The sequence below is a fragment of the Shigella sp. FC1567 genome, from assembly GCF_001743015.1.
Taxonomy (GTDB): domain Bacteria; phylum Pseudomonadota; class Gammaproteobacteria; order Enterobacterales; family Enterobacteriaceae; genus Escherichia; species Escherichia coli.
In genome coordinates, this window is the sequence record NZ_MIIV01000222.1 from 58,335 (window position 1) to 76,758 (window position 18,424).

The following is an 18,424-nucleotide window of genomic DNA, read 5'->3' on the forward strand; positions in this document are numbered from 1 at the left end:
GTTATCCTGCAAGCTATCACTTTATTGGCTACGGTGATTGGTAGCCGTTCTGGTGGTTGTGATGGTGGTATGAAAAAAGTCATTTTATCTTTGGCTCTGGGCACGTTTGGTTTGGGGATGGCCGAATTTGGCATTATGGGCGTGCTCACGGAGCTGGCGCATAACGTAGGAATTTCGATTCCTGCTGCCGGGCATATGATCTCGTATTATGCACTGGGAGTGGTGGTCGGTGCGCCAATCATCGCACTCTTTTCCAGCCGCTACTCACTCAAACATATCTTGTTGTTTCTGGTGGCGTTGTGCGTCATTGGCAACGCCATGTTCACGCTCTCTTCGTCTTACCTGATGCTCGCCATTGGTCGGCTGGTATCCGGCTTTCCGCATGGCGCATTTTTTGGCGTCGGCGCGATCGTGTTATCAAAAATTATCAAACCCGGAAAAGTCACCGCCGCCGTGGCGGGGATGGTTTCCGGGATGACAGTCGCCAATTTGCTGGGCATTCCGCTGGGAACGTATTTAAGTCAGGAATTTAGCTGGCGTTACACCTTTTTATTGATCGCTGTTTTTAATATTGCGGTGATGGCATCGGTCTATTTTTGGGTGCCGGATATTCGCGACGAGGCGAAAGGAAAGCTGCGCGAACAATTTCACTTTTTGCGCAGCCCGGCCCCGTGGTTAATTTTCGCCGCCACCATGTTTGGCAACGCAGGTGTGTTTGCCTGGTTCAGCTACGTAAAGCCATACATGATGTTTATTTCCGGTTTTTCGGAAACGGCGATGACCTTTATTATGATGTTAGTTGGGCTAGGGATGGTGCTGGGAAATATGCTAAGTGGCAGGATTTCAGGACGTTATTCACCACTGCGCATTGCAGCAGTGACTGACTTTATAATTGTACTGGCACTGCTGATGTTCTTTTTCTGCGGCGGCATGAAAACAACGTCGCTTATTTTTGCTTTTATTTGTTGCGCGGGATTATTTGCCCTTTCAGCACCGCTACAAATATTGTTACTACAAAACGCCAAAGGCGGAGAGTTATTAGGTGCCGCAGGTGGGCAAATAGCGTTTAACCTCGGTAGCGCCGTCGGCGCATATTGCGGTGGTATGATGCTGACGCTGGGGCTGGCATATAATTACGTGGCGCTGCCTGCCGCCCTGCTTTCGTTTGCTGCGATGTCGTCGTTGCTGCTGTATGGTCGCTATAAGCGCCAGCAAGCGGCGGATACTCCGGTGCTGGCGAAACCACTGGGGTAGGTTATAGTCTCGGTGTTCATTACTTATTGCCGGATGCGGCGTGAACGCCTTATCCGCCCTACGCGGTTCTGGCACATTTTGCAGGCCTGATAAGACGCGGCAAGCGTCGCATCAGGCATGATGCGCCAATTGCCTACGTTTTTTACTCTTGTGGCCATAACCACGCAGCGCCGCGTACGCCGCTGGAATCACCGTGCTTCGCCTTACGCACCGGCGTTTCACATTCGCCGCCGAAGACAAATTGTTTAATCAACTGCGGAACCGTTTGATATAAACGGTCTACATTGCTCATCCCCCCCCCCAGGACAATCACATCCGGATCGAGAATATTCACGACATGTGCCAGCGATTTTGCCAGCCGCAGCTCGTAGCGACGCAATGCCAGTTCCGCTACCGGATCGCTTTCTTCAACCAGGCGGATAATTTCACTGCCTTTCAGCGCATGTCCGCTCAAACGACGATAATCCATCGCGAATCCCGTGCCCGAAATAAAGGTTTCAATACAACCTTGTTTACCGCAATAACAAGGGACTTCCTCGCGATAACGCAGTTCGTCTTCGTCCATCCACGGTAGCGGATTGTGTCCCCACTCACCTGCCGTGCCATTGCCGCTGATATGCGCCCGCCCATTGAATGCCACGCCCGCGCCGCATCCCGTGCCGATAATCACGGCAAATACCGTCTGCGCTCCCGCTGCCGCGCCATCTACTGCTTCTGAAACCGCCAGACAGTTAGCGTCATTTGCCAGCCGCACTTCCCGCTGCAACCTCGCGCTTAAGTCTTTATCGAATGGCTGACCGTTGAGCCAGGTTGAATTGGCATTCTTCACCACACCGGTGTAAGGCGAAATTGAGCCAGGAATGCCCATACCTACCGTTCCGCGCTGCCCCGTCGCCTGCTCCGCCATATCAACCAACGTGGCGATCGTTTCAATAGTCTGCCGGTAATCATCACGCGGCGTGGGCAGACGATGGCGGTACAACTGCTCCCCTGCATCGCCCAGTGCAATCACTTCAGTTTTGGTGCCGCCTAAATCGATACCTATACGCACGGTACTCTCCTTATTTTTTTCAATATCAATAGCGTAGAGACGGACAACCGGATTGGCAATGCAAGGCCGCCGACAATTCGTTATCATGCCCGCTAAATTTAACAACAAGGCCGTGGAAATTATCATGCTGTGGTTCAAAAATTTAATGGTTTACCGTCTTAGCCGCGAGATTTCGCTGCGTGCAGAAGAGATGGAAAAACAGCTAGCCTCGATGGCATTTACCCCATGCGGCAGCCAGGACATGGCGAAGATGGGCTGGGTTCCTCCGATGGGATCGCACAGCGATGCGTTAACGCACGTTGCCAATGGTCAAATTGTTATCTGCGCGCGCAAAGAAGAAAAAATCCTCCCGTCTCCGGTGATTAAGCAGGCGCTGGAAGCGAAAATCGCCAAACTGGAAGCGGAACAGGCGCGTAAGCTGAAGAAAACCGAAAAAGATTCGCTGAAAGACGAAGTGCTGCACTCTCTGTTGCCGCGTGCTTTCAGCCGTTTTAGCCAGACAATGATGTGGATCGACACGGTTAACGGTTTGATTATGGTGGACTGCGCCAGTGCCAAAAAAGCGGAAGATACGCTGGCACTGCTGCGTAAAAGCCTGGGGTCGTTACCTGTGGTACCATTGAGCATGGAAAACCCGATTGAACTGACGCTGACCGAATGGGTTCGCTCCGGTAGCGCGGCACAGGGCTTCCAGCTGCTTGATGAAGCCGAGCTGAAATCGTTGCTGGAAGATGGCGGCGTGATCCGCGCGAAGAAACAAGATCTGACCAGCGAAGAGATCACCAATCACATCGAAGCCGGAAAAGTGGTGACTAAACTGGCGCTCGACTGGCAGCAGCGCATTCAGTTTGTGATGTGCGACGATGGTTCGCTCAAGCGTCTGAAGTTTTGCGACGAGCTGCGCGATCAAAACGAAGATATCGACCGTGAAGATTTCGCCCAGCGTTTTGATGCCGATTTCATCCTGATGACTGGTGAACTGGCAGCGTTAATTCAAAACCTGATTGAAGGATTAGGTGGCGAAGCACAACGTTAATTGCTGATTTTCCTTTAATGCCGGATGCGACGCCTGCCGCGTCTTATCCGGCGTACGAAGCCACACCAGGGATATAATTATTCGCTACGGCGGACAATAATTTTTAGCGCAGCAATATTATGCGTTTTATGCTGTAACTTGCTCCATGGACGTTGTGTCATTGTTTTTCCTCAAGCCAGTGACGCGCTTCACTGCGAATTTTCCGCATTGCCCCGGTTTTCACTAAATCCCGTAACAGCGAAAGATCGGGTTGTTCGACAAATAAGAGTAATGATGGATCCTCTTTTAACCACGTCGTTTTCACATCGGCAGCGAGCTGTGGATTATTCATAGCTAGCGACCGATGCCGAGACTCGGTCAATGTCGTTAACAACGACGCCGGGGTATGTGCGTTGCGTAATGCCGTTTGGCGCAAATGATCATTGCGACTTTGCAGCAATGCACGCCACCATTCATCATCTGATTTATCTTTTATCGTAGCCAGTTCCGCAACAATATCTGGAGATCTTCACTGATATTTATATCAACCTTGATGAATTATGAATATATCGGAAATTGAAAAAATCGCAGCAAAGGAAATATTATTATGGGTTAAAGAGAGGATATTTCAGAAAAATGCCCTCCCGTTCAAGGGGAAGGCGAGGAATTACAGATAGCGGCACAGATAAGAGGTGGGTTCGGCAACTTGCAGATGAAACTCACTGTGACCGGGAACATTAAACACCGAACCGGCTTCATACACCTGCCAGTCGGTCGCATCAGGCAGTAACACATTCAGCGCGCCACTGATTACCGTCATCTCTTCCGGCTCAGCGGTGCTGAAGGTGTATTCGCCTTCAACCATAACACCCACGCTGGCGCGACCAGTGCTGCTGCTGGAAAAGCCGATTGATTTCACTTTGCCGGAAAAGTACTCATTACTTTGAAGCATAAACTGGCCCTGTCTGGTAGTTGAACATCTACTTCACTATAGGGGCCAGAGGCGCTGGCTGTCACGCAAAATTACACCAGTAATTCCGCAGCCAGCCGTGCAATCAATACGTTAGACAGCAAGACAGGAACATCGAGCTGTTTTTGCAGTAAATCGCGATGACGTTGGTGAAATCCTAAACAATCCAGCATGATGACATCAGCCCCTTTTGCCAGTAATTCTTTCCCTGCATCAATGATTTTTTGTTCTGAATCATGAATGGGGTTACCCAATGAAAATACCGGCGATTTCTGCAAAATTTGCCATTTTTGCGCCTGAACGGGCAGCATCTCCTCAACCGGAACGATAACCCCCACCTGATGATCTTCAACAATAGAGGAAACCAGTGGAGGCAATATTCGCGACGGCTCAAGAAAGATCGTATTACGCGCAGTCATACTACTAATGTTTGCTGTACTCATTAATAAAATGACGTCATAACCCTGATTATCGAGCACTTCAACCACACCTTGCAGGTCTCGCTCCACTTTACGACGCGAAACATGGGCCAGCTGGTTGTCATTTAATAATGTGAGAATGGTGTCTTCGCCTGCTTCTGGCGCGTACTCCGCCATCACTTCTTCACGACTTAACTTCCCCAGCAGGCTATGATGGGAAATATTATCTTCGTCAATGTATTCCGTCAGGAGCGGCAAAACCTCCTGCATAGGTACAATGCCGATGGTCAGGATCGCCAACGACGCACTCATTGTTCATCCACCTTACTTTTCTTTCGTCGTTAATTACCGGGCAAGTGTGAAGCACCACTGCTGACACTTACTTGTGCTACAAATGACAAAAAGCGTAGCAGCAGACGTGCACGGCATAATGTAAAGATTCCAAATGATTCCAGTAATGGATTGTTATTGTTTAATATTCTAATTATTAGAAAAACATGAATTATGAAAAATGTGACGCAGATCCCTTGTAGTGGCACTCAGAATCCCTTCCGAGCAGTCTGATGCGGTCACTCTTTGTCAGGGTCCTCATAGCGTTTTTTCGCATCCATCGCTTCCTGAGCGGTCGGATGTTCACTGATCAACGAGTCTGGTTTAGGATGATCGGCTCTGAGTTGGTACCAGGTTACCGTCTGTCCTGGCTTTCCTTTTTCAATCGTCACTATATATGCTTCACGAGGATAAGGCGGTTTCGTTGGCATCGTTCTTCCTTATTTCACGGAATGAACGTTAAGTATAGGCGCTCTAAAATCAACAATTGATCGTCTGTGCCAGGGCGCTACGAATTTCAGAAATCACCTGGCTGGGTTCGTTTGTTGCGTCGATGATAATATGCGCAACTTCGCGATATAGCGCATCGCGTTCTTCCAGCACTTCCTGAACTTCTTCGCTCAGCGGTTTTCCCGTTAAGGTTGGCCGTAAATCTTCTTCCGGTGCAGCTTGCAGTCGGTTAACCAGGACTGATACTGGCGCACACAAATAAACCACGATCCCGTTATTTTGCATGAAGTGACGATTAAATTCCGTCAGAATAATGCCGCCGCCTGTAGCGATAACTGTGGATGGCGCAGTTACCGCTTCCAGCGCCGCCGTTTCTCTGGCGCGAAATCCCGCCCACTCTTCCCTTTCGACGATCTCCGCGACCGTCATATTGAGCTGTGATTGCAACCACTGATCGGTATCGACAAACCGACGGTTAAGCGAATCGGCAAGGGCCATTCCGACCGTTGTTTTACCACAGCCCCGAGGCCCGATCAGAAAAAGAGGTTGTGTCATCGTGGGTTTTCCCCAATAGGTCGCAATGCGGCGAAAGCCGGTGTCATGAGAATAGCGATCATTCCATCAAACTAGTACAATTTCGATTGTAAAGAAAAAATTCCACTTAAAGTGAAAATCTCAATACATCCCTTACTATACCAATAAATATTCAAGAATGAAGTGTAAATAATAAATTACATTTAGCCACGACTACGTTGCACTTCCAGCCACCACTTCTCCAGCTCCGCGGCAAAGGCCTGGCGGTCACGTTGTGAAAGGCTATCTGGTCCGCCGGTCTGGATCCCACTGGCACGTAAGGTATCCATAAAATCGCGCATCGTCAGGCGCTCACGAATGGTCGCTGGCGTGTAACGTTCGCCGCGCGGATTAAGCGCCGCTGCGCCTTTCTCGATGGCTTCAGCAGCCAAAGGTATATCTGCGGTGATCACCAAATCGCCCGCTTCACACTGCCGGACAATTTCGTTATCGGCAACGTCGAAACCTGCCGCGACGCGCAGCGTACGAATAAATCGCGATGGCGGCACGCGTAAACTCTGGTTTGCTACCAGTACCAGCGGCATCTGCATACGTTCCGCCGCGCGATACAAAATCTCTTTAATTACATTGGGACACGCGTCAGCATCCACCCAAATTGTCATAAAGTCATCCTTTGTTGGGTAATCCTCTATTGTGTCGCGCTTTTGCCTTCCGGCATAGTTCTGTTTATGCTTCTGCCAGCGATTATCAAAACAATGAATTTCACGGCAGGAGTGAGGCAATGGAAAAGAAAATCGGTTTTATTGGCTGCGGCAATATGGGAAAAGCCATTCTCGGCGGTCTGATTGCCAGCGGTCAGGTGCTTCCAGGGCAAATCTGGGTATACACCCCCTCCCCGAATAAAGTCGCCGCCCTGCATGACCAGTTCGGCATCAACGCCGCAGAATCGGCGCAAGAAGTGGCGCAAATCGCCGACATCATTTTTGCTGCCGTTAAACCTGGCATCATGATTAAAGTGCTTAGCGAAATCACCTCCAGCCTGAATAAAGACTCTCTGGTCGTTTCTATTGCTGCAGGTGTCACGCTCGACCAGCTTGCCCGCGCGCTGGGCCATGACCGGAAAATTATCCGCGCCATGCCGAACACTCCCGCGCTGGTTAATGCCGGGATGACCTCCGTAACGCCAAACGCGCTGGTAACCCCAGAAGATACCGCTGATGTGCTGAATATTTTCCGCTGCTTTGGCGAAGCGGAAGTAATTGCTGAGCCGATGATCCACCCGGTAGTCGGTGTGAGCGGTTCTTCGCCAGCCTACGTATTTATGTTTATCGAAGCGATGGCCGACGCCGCCGTGCTGGGCGGGATGCCACGCGCCCAGGCGTATAAATTTGCCGCTCAGGCGGTAATGGGTTCCGCAAAAATGGTGCTGGAAACGGGAGAACATCCGGGGGCACTGAAAGATATGGTCTGCTCACCGGGAGGCACCACCATTGAAGCGGTACGCGTACTGGAAGAGAAAGGCTTCCGTGCCGCAGTGATCGAAGCGATGACGAAGTGTATGGAAAAATCAGAAAAACTCAGCAAATCCTGATGACTTTCGCCTGACGTCAGGCCGCCACTTCGGTGCGGTTACGTCCGGCTTTCTTTGCTTTGTAAAGCGCCAAATCTGCCGATTTCAACCACTCACGATAGTGACTCATTTGTGGGTTCAGCGGCGCAACCCCCACACTAATCCGTAAAGTTACCTGTGGCGTATTCGGCAAGCGTAACGTGTTTAGCCCTTCACGCACCCGTAACATGGCGGTAATGGCGCTCTCAGCTGGCGTACCGGACATGATTACTGCAAACTCATCGCCGCCAAACCGACCAATCACATCGCTACCGCGCAGGGTAATTTGTAACTGTCGGGTAAGCGCCACAATCGCTTCATCGCCCACATCATGACCCCAGGTATCGTTGATGCTCTTGAAATGGTCGATATCGATAATCAGTAACGTTGCATCGCGATTATGCCGCCGACAGTTATCAAATTCATTGCGTAACATAGTTTCCCAATGACGTCGGTTATACACGCCCGTCATGCCGTCGCGGGTACTCATGACCTGCAACCTGCGTTTATGTTCCGCCAGTTTGGTTGCCGTCTGGTAGCTGACCCAGCCAAACAGCAGAGGATAAACGACAATAATGGGAAGGGAGAGCCACCATTCCAGCGGCGCACTATTGAACGACACGGTAATGCCCGTAAGCTCGAGGGTGACAAGGCAGGAAACCACCATCAACACCAGACCCGCGACAAACAGACGGGGGCCGCCTGCCCCCATCAAATTCAGACACATAATCATCAACATAGCGGTGGAAGGCAGCACGTTTACGCCCATTACGCCTACCCACATTCCCGCTAATACTGCATCGGTTTTTAAGTTGTAAATTTCCCGGCTAAGCGGATCGACGGCCCTGCTCGCTATCTGCCAGGCTAAATGCGGCCAGACGAACGCCCAGCCGACCAACACTAGCCACCACCAGCCCGGCGGCGGGTGCGAAACCAGCGTTGAAGCAATCGGTAAGAACATGCCAGCCAGGCCAACCGCACGGGGTAGTCTGACGCGACGGGCGAAGCGCAGCCCGGACCGCTGATGTTCGTTTTGAGGAGTTAAAGGAGGTTCCTCCCCATGCGCCGCCGCTTTTTTGAAAAAGTTTTCATCATTCATTATTTTTGGGAACATTCAGAAACAATTTTCCCAAATTATAGAGACGGGGCTAAAGGCAGAAGTATGAAATTTCGGGTGAGCCACTTTCGTAGCTCACCCGTTAGCACTATCAGGTATCAGGCGGCTTTCTTGAGGCAGGCACTCATAAACTTATTACGATCATCACCTTTCAGAGATTGTTGCGTTGCTTGATTATTACATTCGCGCATCTTTTGCTGCTGTGGCGTCAAACTTTTTTCACCAGGCGCAGACTTGCTGTTCTTCAGGCAATCACTCATGTAGGTCTTACGAGCATCCCCTTTCAACGCCTGCGCCGTCGCCTGCTGATTACAGGAGGTCATACGCTGTTGTTGTGGGGTTAACGTTCTCTCGGCAGCGCCGACTGTGGTTAAAAAAACCAGACCGAAAAGCAAGGTAACCAGTAATGTAATTTTCATAGCACCATCCCTCTTCATGTTTTAACCATGAGCGTATGCGCCCGAGATTTGCCATTAAGTCTGGTTGCTAACAGCAAAAAAACCACCCGGCAGCGAAAATTCACTGCCGGGCGCGGTTTTATTTCAGCCCCAGGGCGGCTTTCATGGTGTAGAAGAGATCGGTCTGGTCGGTCAGTCCAACGACATTGGCGGCATGCGGGCCATACGCCGCAATACGCAACTGACTGCCGGTATGTTCTTGTGAATCCTCTTCGGAGTTCCCGTAGCTCATCACCATCACTGCGCCATCTTTGGTATTTAGCGCCTGGGTGAGGCCCGGAGCTTTGGTATCCGGCGCGACAATCTGGCTGGCGTGGGCGTGATCAGCGGTGACTATGACCAGCGTGTTGCCATCCTTTTTAGCGAATTCCAGCGCCCGTTGTACGGCTTCATCGAGATCGACCGTCTCGCCAATTTGCCCACAAGGATTCGCAGCGTGATCCTGTTTATCGATTGACGCACCTTCAACTTGCAGGAAAAATCCTTTCTCATTTTTACTCAACAATTCAATGGCTTTGTCGGTCATCTGCGCCAGGGTTGGTACACTGTCATTACGTTGCGGATTAAGCGTACAGGTGACTGCGGGCTTATCGATATTGCCGTGGTACGTTGCTTTCGGTCCTAGCCAGCGCACTGGCATATTGCCGTCAGCAAACAGTCCAAGCAGAGGTTTTTGCTGATTCGCTTCCGTCACCGCATTTAGCGAGGCGGCATCGCTGACCAACTGATAACCACGCGCCTGTGCCTGTTCACGCAGCGTTTTTCCCTGCCATTCACCGGCGGTTGCCGTTTCAGCAAAGGTTTTTGCGCCACCGCCAAGCGTAACGTCGGCACGAGCATTAAGCAGCTGTTCGGTAATCGATCCTTTTCCGCCTTTTTCCAGAGCGTTACCCGGACATTTTTCACTGGTCGCGCTCGGACCGTAGCATTTGCGCGAAGTCACATGTGCCACCAGCGCAGCGGGCGTGGCATCCTGCAACTCTGCGGTAGAAACGTTACCGGTCGCCAGACCTGCGGCTTTTGCCATTTCCAGAATCGTTGGGTGATCTTTTTCGTGAATATCGACGCCCAGCGCGCCGTTATAGGTTTTGACACCGGTTGACCAGGCGGTTGCTGATGCAGCCGAATCGGTGACGTAGTCCGGTTTGCCGGTTTTTTTATTCAGCGCATAGTGAGTGTATTGCCCGGTAAGCGGTAAGGCATCGATACCTTTAAAAAAGCCGCCCGCACCTTCGGCATAATTACGTGCGGCTGTAATTTCCGAATCCCCCATCCCATCGCCAATCAGCAAAATAATATTTTTTGCAGGTTTATCGCTAAGAGAATCACGCAGAGCGGCAGTCTGATCACCCGTTAAACGGCGAGCACCGCCGGGTGCAGTAATATCGCCCTGAGCAGCCCGGTTTTCCAGAACAGGCATTTCTGGTGTCCGGGCTTTTGTCACAGGGGTAAACAGTAACGGTAAGAGTGCCAGTGCAATAGTGCTTTGTTTCACTTTATTTTCTCCATGTACAAATACATTAAAAAATAAAAACAAAGCGACTATAAGTCTCGGCCGTGACAACTTTATGACAGCTGTTGAAAAGATTAACTTTTTACTGACGAGGATGCTTCAATAACTTCTTTACATAATTGCGCAGCAGCTCCGTATCGTCGTCAGGAATGCTGGCATCAGGCTTTACCTCGTAAAGAGCCCCCTCCACCTGTTCAATCAAGCGCTGTTGGTCATTTTGTGCCATATTGCGAAGCATTGCAGTGACGATAATCTCCAAAGCTTCTACCTGCGCGCACAGTTCTTTCGACTCTTCTTCTTTTTGGGCAAGCTTTAATAACAACTCAGCAATGAGATTTTTCATGTCTGTATTTCCTTATCCAACGTATGGAGAAGTTAACATTATGTTTCACAACTTCATAGTGTCTGGAAGTATTATTTTTATGACAAAGGAAATACTTTGCGCAAATGTTCTTTGTTTGATTACCAGCGAAACGTTTCTCATATTTAAATAATTAACCACACAAAGAACAGGCCTTTAATTATCAACCTTTATTATAAACAAAAGTTATGAAATATATTCTCTGCGTTTACTTACAACTAAGAGAAAAAACTCACCGCATGGCCATTTAAGCCAGGAATAAATTAGCTTCCCGTTCATCATTTTTGTGATCTCGCGCACATCTTTGTAATAACGCACTTTCTTCACCATTACGTTGCACGCTTTGTCAGCAGAAGATTGCAACATTCTGTCAGAAGGCCGCGAATCCCCCGTTTTGTCGTGGTAATGTATGCACTTTGTGTTAGACGGGATAGGTTTTTAAGATGGAAAAACTGCGGGTAGGAATCGTTTTTGGTGGTAAATCAGCGGAACATGAAGTGTCTCTGCAATCGGCAAAAAACATTGTCGATGCCATTGATAAAAGTCGCTTCGACGTTGTGCTGCTGGGCATTGATAAACAAGGGCAATGGCACGTCAGCGATGCCAGCAATTATCTGCTAAATGCAGACGATCCTGCCCATATTGCGTTGCGCCCTTCGGCGACTAGCCTTGCGCAGGTGCCAAGTAAACATGAGCATCAGCTTATCGACGCGCAAAACGGTCAGCCGTTACCGACGGTGGATGTCATTTTCCCGATTGTCCACGGTACGCTGGGCGAAGATGGTTCCTTGCAGGGAATGCTGCGGGTCGCCAATTTACCGTTTGTAGGTTCTGATGTTCTGGCTTCAGCAGCCTGTATGGATAAAGATGTTACCAAACGTCTGCTGCGCGATGCCGGGCTGAACATTGCGCCATTTATTACCCTGACGCGCGCCAATCGTCACAACATTAGTTTTGCCGAAGTGGAGTCTAAACTGAGGTTACCACTGTTTGTAAAACCGGCTAATCAGGGCTCTTCTGTTGGTGTCAGCAAAGTAACCAGTGAAGAACAGTACGCAATTGCCGTCGATCTGGCGTTCGAATTCGATCATAAAGTGATCGTTGAGCAAGGGATCAAAGGTCGTGAGATCGAATGCGCAGTTCTGGGCAACGACAACCCGCAAGCCAGCACCTGTGGCGAGATCGTACTCACCAGCGACTTCTATGCCTACGACACCAAGTACATTGACGAAGATGGCGCGAAAGTGGTAGTTCCGGCAGCCATTGCGCCAGAAATCAACGATAAGATCCGGGCGATTGCCGTTCAGGCTTATCAAACGTTGGGATGCGCAGGCATGGCGCGTGTAGACGTGTTTTTAACCCCAGAGAACGAAGTGGTGATCAACGAGATCAACACACTGCCTGGCTTCACCAACATCAGTATGTATCCGAAGCTGTGGCAAGCCAGCGGTCTGGGTTACACCGATCTGATCACACGTTTGATTGAGCTGGCGCTGGAGCGTCACGCTGCGGATAACGCATTGAAAACCACAATGTAATATTTTAACGCCCGATAATATTCTTATTGGGCGTTTTCAGTTTCTTCATCGCGACGACGAATAATCAACCCCGCCAGCCAGAAACTAATCACCCACGTCACCAGACCGACGGCATAGGTCTGCCAACCTTTTGCTTCAAATCCCAGTAACCCCACCACGCCATTAAGAATGAATATAAGGCCAATGGCGAACGCATAGTAGTGCCAGTCACGGCGGATTTTTACAGGCAGATTCATGGCAGCTCCGTTAACGAAAAACAACATCCTTGCATATTCTGTAACAACCGTCTGTGGTGTAGACAACATTTTCGTAATTGTTAATAAATTTAACTTAAGGTTGCCATTTTGTGACTCACAACGAAGATTCACGCTTCGGGAATATTCCCAACATCAATTTACCATGATTCTGATATTGACAATCTAAATGACCTGTCAGACTTGCCATAAGCCGCTGGTATCACACCAGAAGAGAAGCAGATGACTTCCGGAGGTTTTTATGGCTGATTTCACCCTGTCAAAATCGCTGTTTAGCGGAAAATATCGCAATGCCTCTTCAACGCCTGGCAACATTGCCTATGCGTTGTTTGTGCTGTTTTGCTTTTGGGCTGGGGCGCAATTGCTGAACCTGTTAGTGCATGCGCCCGGCGTCTATGAGCGTTTAATGCAGGTCCAGGAAACAGGTCGCCCACGGGTGGAAATTGGTTTAGGTGTCGGCACCATTTTCGGGCTGATCCCGTTTTTAGTAGGCTGCCTCATTTTTGCAGTGGTGGCGCTATGGCTGCACTGGCGACATCGCCGCCAGTAAGATTTACGTTGCCAGATACGGCCTAAAACGCCTTATCTGGCATGACATTCCTGTTTGATCACTGTTTCATACAACGCGCCCGCCGTTCGTCTACGCGCTTCGCAAACCAGGCCGTAGTCAGGTTGCGGGTGATTTTCGGGCTTTCCAGTTGAATGCCAGGCAACATTTCGCGGGGTAGTGATTTACCCGTTTTCGCTTCGGCAAGTTGATAAACTTTCTTGTACAGCGCCGTCTCCTCAAAAGAGAAGCTGTCACCTTTCTCTAACTGACGGCGAATTTCGCTGTCGCTCATCCCCAGTTTTCCCGCCAGTTTGCGCGTTGCCAGTTCGGTTTTCCCGGGTTCTTTACTGTCGTAACGAATTAAATCACCGTCCAGTGCCAGCTTCACGCCGCTGGCCTTACTGACCGCGTTCTGAAACGCGGCATTACGGCTGGCGTACCAGCCAGCGTTAAAATCAGCAAAGCGGTATATCGGTGCGCTATAGCTGGCGGGATAATTCAGTAAATGGTAAGTACCAAACCACAACCCGCCGCGGCGACTGAAGACTTCCTGACGAACTGTACCGTCCATTTTCCACGGATACCCTTTGGTATGCTGTTCGGCAAAAGCAATGCTGACCTGCATCGGCCCACCGGTGCGCACCGGATTAAGCGAACCAAACAGCGTCTGCCCCATTGGTACCATGCTGATCAGATCGTCAAAAATCGCGCTCAATTGCTTTTCTGTACGCACCGAATCTAACCGTTCGCTATAACTTTTGCCGTTTGGCGATTTGATTTTTAGCGCGGTATGAACCAGAAAAGCAGGAATGTGCATCCGTTCAGCACGACGGTCAATCTCTTGCCAGGCGATCTTGCTTAAGCCCGGAACGGCCGGATCTGCCTGATAATTTGACTCCTGCTGCGCCACCGCCAGCACCGAGCAGACGTTTTCCAGCGTCGGTGCCAGCCCCTGACTTTCAAAGGTGGTGGCGAGATCTTTCGCCCAGGCATCGCGGTCTTTCACGCTCGCAGGCATCTTCTGCCGCACGACGCTCGCTACATCTATCGCTTTTTCGCCCTTTTTCAACGGTTGCGGAGCCTGACTACTACACCCCGCTAAAACCAGAACCGCCAACAATGACAGCGAAGATAGATGATTGACGCGCGACATTACTTCTCCTTTTTAGCTCAAGGTATGGGTTACTTCCTGAATTTTGTCACCATCCAGCTCATGTTCAAAGCTGCGCAGACGTTTGTAGATAGACATCAACTCAACCAGTGTGGTCCATGAGTTAATCAGGTACTGGAAAGCACCGCGAACCTGACCAAAAACGTTGGTAATCTGCGTCATCAGGCCGAGCGTAATCGTACCGGCAACAATTGACGGAAACAGCAAGAACAAACCGAAAACGTTATCGACCTGCAAATAGAGAATGCGGGCGATGTTGAAATACATATAGTGAAAATAGAGGCGAAAATAGTTTTTCCGTACGGCGCTAAACAGCTCGCGTACCGTAGGCGGCGTCGCGCGCGTGGCATCGTCTTCACCATAAACCAGCTCTTTACGGTAGGCGGCCTCTACTCGCTGGTTTTTAAACTCCAGCCCCGGCAGTTTGATCCCTACCACTGCCAGCAATCCGGTCCCCATCAGCGACCAGACGATAGCGGCAATCACCAGACCATACGGAATGTGCCCGATAATCGGCAGCTCCGGCACATGCGCGGAGAGCGTTACCAGCACCGGCAGGAAGGCGACCAACGTCATGATGGCGTTGATAAAACTGACGCCCATATTCTCCAGCGTTGAAGCAAAACGCATGGTGTCTTCCTGCACACGCTGTGCGGCACCTTCGATATGACGCAGTTGTTGCCAGTTCGCCATGTAATATTCGTTCATCGCCGTACGCCAGCGGAACACATAGTGACTGACAAAGAAGTTGTTCAGTACACTGATCACCACCGCGATCAGCGCAATCCCCAGAAAGACGCCCACTTCGCGGTAAAATTGTTCGATAGTGACTTTATGCGGCGAACTTAGCGCGGTTTGAATCAGATCATAGAACGGTGCATACCAGGCGTTGACGGCGACTCCGACTTCCACCAAAAACCAGGTGACGAAGATGATCAGTGCAGTACCGAGTATTGACCAGTATTGCCAACGGTGCGGGCTGTAGATAAACCAGAAAAATGCAAAAAGTCCTACGCAAACAATGTAGTAAGCGTAAAAAATCAGGAAATCCAACGACCAGAAACGCGCGGCGCTAATCGGGATCTGCCCGGAAGCGCCGGTGATACGCGCCACCCAGTCTCCCCCACCGGCTTGCCAGAAGATAACGGCAATCAATGCCCAAACAAAGGCCGAGAGAAAAAACGCTCCCGGCTTTGGGAAAAAAGACTTAAACATATGCACTCCTGCTAACTTCTTATCGTTTTAACAACTGCTGTGTATTAACCGCATGACCACTACAAAGCGTCAGCCAAATGAAACCGCCCATTGTGACCCATAGCAAGGCGCTTAGTTCGCCAGCCTGACCATAAGAATTGTTTCGACGGATTTCACAAACCAAAGATTGTTTACATAAGCGGATTAACACGCGCAGGATCACAAATGCAGGCATTGGTGAGCAGGAAAAAGATCGTGTTTACGCGCCGTTACGTTTTTAACACTATTATTGCACTAATTCGCCCTTTGCAATCCATCAATGAGTAGTATAAATACGCTCAGTTACCTTCATTCAATCTATGGACACCACCGTTGAAACGTAGTCTGCTTTTTTCTGCCGTGCTGTGTGCGGCGTCATTGACCTCCGTCCATGCGGCGCAGCCGATCACTGAACCGGAGTTTGCCTCTGATATTGTCGATCGTTATGCCGATCATATTTTTTACGGCAGCGGTGCCACGGGGATGGCGCTGGTTGTTATCGACGGTAACCAGCGCGTCTTTCGCAGTTATGGCGAAACGCGACCTGGTAATAACGTTCGCCCGCAGCTGGATTCGGTCGTGCGTATTGCTTCCCTCACCAAGCTAATGACCAGTGAAATGCTGGTGAAATTGCTCGACCAGGGGACCGTGAAGTTAAACGATCCGCTAAGTAAATATGCTCCGCCAGGCGCACGCGTGCCAACCTACAATGGGACGCCCATTACCCTAGTGAATCTGGCAACCCATACCAGCGCCCTGCCCCGTGAACAGCCCGGTGGCGCGGCACATCGTCCGGTGTTTGTCTGGCCAACGCGCGAGCAACGCTGGAAATACCTTTCTACGGCGAAGCTGAAAGCCGCGCCAGGCAGTCAGGCGGCGTACTCTAACCTTGCGTTCGACCTGCTGGCAGATGCACTGGCGAATGCGTCCGGCAAGCCTTATACCCAGTTGTTTGAAGAGCAGATTACCCGTCCATTGGGGATGAAAGACACCACCTACACCCCCTCACCGGATCAGTGCCGCCGCTTAATGGTTGCTGAGCGCGGTGCCAGTCCGTGCAATAACACGCTGGCGGCAATTGGCAGCGGCGGCGTCTATTCCACGCCTGGCGATATGATGCGCTGGATGCAGCAGTATTTATCATCTGATTTTTATCAGCGCAGTAACCAGGCAGATCGCATGCAGACGTTGATTTATCAGCGCGCGCAGTTTACCAAAGTGATTGGCATGGATGTCCCCGGCAAAGCGGATGCGCTTGGTTTAGGCTGGGTATATATGGCCCCGAAAGAGGGTCGTCCGGGGATTATTCAGAAGACAGGCGGTGGTGGCGGTTTCATTACCTATATGGCGATGATCCCGCAGAAGAATATTGGCGCGTTTGTGGTGGTCACTCGTTCGCCGTTGACGCGCTTTAAAAATATGAGCGATGGCATCAATGATCTGGTGACCGAGCTAAGCGGGAATAAACCGTTGGTTATCCCTGCATCCTGATTAATACTCTGAAGGCAAACAGTTGATAGCGACCAGTTTGCCTTTATTCATTTCGATATAGCCGCCTTTACGCAAAGCAGCGAGAACTTCTGCGACGACAGAACGCGATATGCGTGTACGTTGATGGATATAATTCATCACACCAATACGTGATCGCAATTCTTCATTCCAGTCAATCATTGATAATAATGTTGCGCGGATTTGTTCGTAGGAATTATGCCCAATGAGCTGCACGTCGCGTAATTCCAGAATTCTATTTTGCCAGGCTAACCAGTAAAAAGCGTCTCGCCAGAGTTGATTTTGTTCAATAAGCGTAATGGTTTGTTTGGCTGGTAGATGATATCCCGTACAATTTCCTTCTGATATTAATTTGTATGGTATATCGTTTTTCATTAAACCATCAGCCAGCCCCATAATATAAGAAGCCTGGGTAATACCGATAAGTACGTTTTCTTCTCTACGCAGAGAGATAACGCCCTCTAAAATAAAGAAAGTATCTTCGCTATTGACATCACTGGAAAATATAACTTGCTTTTCATTATTAAACTCGAAGCGCGTACCGTATCTGGACAAACATTTATCGAGCTTACCAAATTCCTGAAGAGGTTTAACTACAGATAACATTTGCGCGTCCTTTGCAGTAATGCCCGTCAAATCCTTGACGGGCATTATTTAGATTAAATTACCAGAATTTCTTCGGAGTGAAGAATATTACCAAGTATATTTAACACCCACGTTCGCGGACCAGTCTTGATCTACGTCACTGGATTTGCCCCTATATTTCCAGACATCTGTTATCACTTAACCCATTACAAGCCCGCTGCCGCAGATATTCCCGTGGCGAGCGATAACCCAGCGCACTATGCGGATGCCATTCGTTATAATGCTCGAACGCCTCTGCAAGGTTCTTTGCTGCCGTTAACCCGTCTGGTTTGGGCATGATACTGATGTAGTCACGCTTTATCGTTTTCACGAAGCTCTCTGCTATTCCGTTACTCTCCGGACTCCGCACCGCCGTGTTCTTCGGTTCAAGTCCCAACATCCGGGCGAACTGGCGTGTTTCATTAGCCCGGTAGCATGAACCATTATCCGTCAGCCACTCCACT

22 protein-coding genes and 2 pseudogenes are annotated in these 18,424 nt (G+C 50.0%); 6 read left to right on the forward strand and 18 right to left on the reverse strand.

The genetic code is table 11. The features are described 5' to 3' along the window. The first annotated feature begins 69 nt into the window (after positions 1–69). Positions 70–1,254 (forward strand): MFS transporter AraJ, encoded by a 1,185-nt coding sequence (gene araJ / locus BHE85_RS13900; RefSeq protein ID WP_004981119.1) that lies wholly within the window; start codon positions 70–72, stop codon positions 1,252–1,254. A 142-nt stretch (positions 1,255–1,396) separates the two neighbouring features. Here the strand turns inward: araJ and mak are convergent, their stop codons facing one another. Continuing rightward, positions 1,397–2,305: a fructokinase gene (gene mak, locus BHE85_RS13905; RefSeq protein ID WP_001219325.1), complete on the reverse strand. Its 909-nt coding sequence runs from the start codon at positions 2,303–2,305 to the stop codon at positions 1,397–1,399. A 124-nt stretch (positions 2,306–2,429) separates the two neighbouring features. Between mak and rdgC the strand changes: the two genes are divergently transcribed. After that, positions 2,430–3,341: a recombination-associated protein RdgC gene (rdgC, locus tag BHE85_RS13910; RefSeq protein WP_001298537.1), complete on the forward strand. Its 912-nt coding sequence runs from the start codon at positions 2,430–2,432 to the stop codon at positions 3,339–3,341. A 77-nt stretch (positions 3,342–3,418) separates the two neighbouring features. Here rdgC and BHE85_RS13915 read toward each other — a convergent pair whose 3' ends face one another. The 7 genes and pseudogenes from BHE85_RS13915 to BHE85_RS13945 form a co-directional block, all read right to left on the reverse strand. Then, complete coding sequence (locus tag BHE85_RS13915; RefSeq protein WP_128566910.1) at positions 3,419–3,502, reverse strand: hypothetical protein; 84 nt, start codon at positions 3,500–3,502, stop codon at positions 3,419–3,421. Next, a pseudogene (locus BHE85_RS13920) lies at positions 3,499–3,840 on the reverse strand (DUF2773 domain-containing protein); the annotation flags it as partial. The gene BHE85_RS13915 and the pseudogene BHE85_RS13920, both read right to left, overlap by 4 nt. A gap of 147 nt (positions 3,841–3,987) precedes the next feature. Beyond that, positions 3,988–4,272, reverse strand: coding sequence for a pyrimidine/purine nucleoside phosphorylase (gene ppnP / locus BHE85_RS13925; RefSeq protein WP_000941942.1), 285 nt, complete (start codon positions 4,270–4,272; stop codon positions 3,988–3,990). Between the two features lie 71 nt (positions 4,273–4,343). Next, entirely contained in the window at positions 4,344–5,021 is a 678-nt protein-coding gene (locus tag BHE85_RS13930) for an AroM family protein (RefSeq protein WP_001276420.1), read from the reverse strand. A gap of 257 nt (positions 5,022–5,278) precedes the next feature. Then, a complete protein-coding gene (yaiA, locus tag BHE85_RS13935) occupies positions 5,279–5,470 on the reverse strand; it encodes a protein YaiA (RefSeq protein ID WP_001142439.1) in 192 nt (63 codons plus the stop codon). A 49-nt stretch (positions 5,471–5,519) separates the two neighbouring features. Beyond that, entirely contained in the window at positions 5,520–6,044 is a 525-nt protein-coding gene (gene aroL, locus BHE85_RS13940) for a shikimate kinase AroL (protein ID WP_000193393.1), read from the reverse strand. A 182-nt stretch (positions 6,045–6,226) separates the two neighbouring features. Further along, the gene (locus BHE85_RS13945; protein ID WP_000158159.1) at positions 6,227–6,685 is read right to left on the reverse strand and encodes a YaiI/YqxD family protein; all 459 of its coding nucleotides are present in this window, start codon (positions 6,683–6,685) and stop codon (positions 6,227–6,229) included. Between the two features lie 119 nt (positions 6,686–6,804). Here BHE85_RS13945 and proC point away from each other — a divergent pair, with 119 nt between their 5' ends. Next, positions 6,805–7,614, forward strand: a complete 810-nt coding sequence (proC, locus tag BHE85_RS13950; RefSeq protein ID WP_004981133.1) for a pyrroline-5-carboxylate reductase — start codon at positions 6,805–6,807, stop codon at positions 7,612–7,614. Between the two features lie 16 nt (positions 7,615–7,630). Here proC and adrA read toward each other — a convergent pair whose 3' ends face one another. From adrA to BHE85_RS26790, 5 genes and pseudogenes are all read right to left on the reverse strand, one after another. Then, the gene (adrA, locus tag BHE85_RS13955) at positions 7,631–8,746 is read right to left on the reverse strand and encodes a diguanylate cyclase AdrA (protein WP_000484055.1); all 1,116 of its coding nucleotides are present in this window, start codon (positions 8,744–8,746) and stop codon (positions 7,631–7,633) included. A 101-nt stretch (positions 8,747–8,847) separates the two neighbouring features. Next, positions 8,848–9,168, reverse strand: coding sequence for a phosphate starvation-inducible protein PsiF (gene psiF / locus BHE85_RS13960; protein ID WP_001295332.1), 321 nt, complete (start codon positions 9,166–9,168; stop codon positions 8,848–8,850). A gap of 118 nt (positions 9,169–9,286) precedes the next feature. Then, positions 9,287–10,702 (reverse strand): alkaline phosphatase, encoded by a 1,416-nt coding sequence (phoA, locus tag BHE85_RS13965; protein WP_039063984.1) that lies wholly within the window; start codon positions 10,700–10,702, stop codon positions 9,287–9,289. Positions 10,703–10,802: 100 nt separating this feature from the next. Continuing rightward, positions 10,803–11,063 (reverse strand): anti-adapter protein IraP, encoded by a 261-nt coding sequence (iraP, locus tag BHE85_RS13970; RefSeq protein WP_000792981.1) that lies wholly within the window; start codon positions 11,061–11,063, stop codon positions 10,803–10,805. A 181-nt stretch (positions 11,064–11,244) separates the two neighbouring features. Then, positions 11,245–11,447: pseudogene (locus BHE85_RS26790) on the reverse strand (hypothetical protein). 77 nt (positions 11,448–11,524) lie between these two features. Between BHE85_RS26790 and ddlA the strand changes: the two are divergent. Then, positions 11,525–12,619: a D-alanine--D-alanine ligase gene (gene ddlA, locus BHE85_RS13975; RefSeq protein WP_000413697.1), complete on the forward strand. Its 1,095-nt coding sequence runs from the start codon at positions 11,525–11,527 to the stop codon at positions 12,617–12,619. A gap of 23 nt (positions 12,620–12,642) precedes the next feature. Here ddlA and BHE85_RS13980 read toward each other — a convergent pair whose 3' ends face one another. Continuing rightward, positions 12,643–12,855 carry a DUF2754 domain-containing protein gene (locus BHE85_RS13980; protein ID WP_001295334.1) on the reverse strand — a complete coding sequence of 71 codons (213 nt, stop codon included), beginning with the start codon at positions 12,853–12,855 and terminating at the stop codon, positions 12,643–12,645. Between the two features lie 259 nt (positions 12,856–13,114). On the opposite strand from BHE85_RS13980, the gene BHE85_RS13985 reads away from it, so the two are divergent. Beyond that, positions 13,115–13,423: a YaiY family protein gene (locus tag BHE85_RS13985; RefSeq protein ID WP_000763151.1), complete on the forward strand. Its 309-nt coding sequence runs from the start codon at positions 13,115–13,117 to the stop codon at positions 13,421–13,423. Between the two features lie 58 nt (positions 13,424–13,481). Here the strand turns inward: BHE85_RS13985 and yaiW are convergent, their stop codons facing one another. Both yaiW and sbmA read right to left on the reverse strand, forming a co-directional pair. After that, positions 13,482–14,576: a surface-exposed outer membrane lipoprotein YaiW gene (gene yaiW, locus BHE85_RS13990; RefSeq protein WP_000092043.1), complete on the reverse strand. Its 1,095-nt coding sequence runs from the start codon at positions 14,574–14,576 to the stop codon at positions 13,482–13,484. A gap of 12 nt (positions 14,577–14,588) precedes the next feature. Further along, positions 14,589–15,809 (reverse strand): peptide antibiotic transporter SbmA, encoded by a 1,221-nt coding sequence (gene sbmA / locus BHE85_RS13995; protein ID WP_004980979.1) that lies wholly within the window; start codon positions 15,807–15,809, stop codon positions 14,589–14,591. 351 nt (positions 15,810–16,160) lie between these two features. Between sbmA and ampH the strand changes: the two genes are divergently transcribed. Further along, positions 16,161–17,318 (forward strand): D-alanyl-D-alanine-carboxypeptidase/endopeptidase AmpH, encoded by a 1,158-nt coding sequence (ampH, locus tag BHE85_RS14000; protein ID WP_000830741.1) that lies wholly within the window; start codon positions 16,161–16,163, stop codon positions 17,316–17,318. On the opposite strand, the gene iprA is transcribed toward ampH, so the two are convergent. Beyond that, a complete protein-coding gene (gene iprA / locus BHE85_RS14005) occupies positions 17,319–17,942 on the reverse strand; it encodes a hydrogen peroxide resistance inhibitor IprA (protein WP_004980804.1) in 624 nt (207 codons plus the stop codon). A 151-nt stretch (positions 17,943–18,093) separates the two neighbouring features. Beyond that, positions 18,094–18,424, reverse strand: a 331-nt coding sequence (locus BHE85_RS14010; RefSeq protein ID WP_000321149.1) for an integrase core domain-containing protein, incomplete at its 5' end; no start/stop codon positions are given.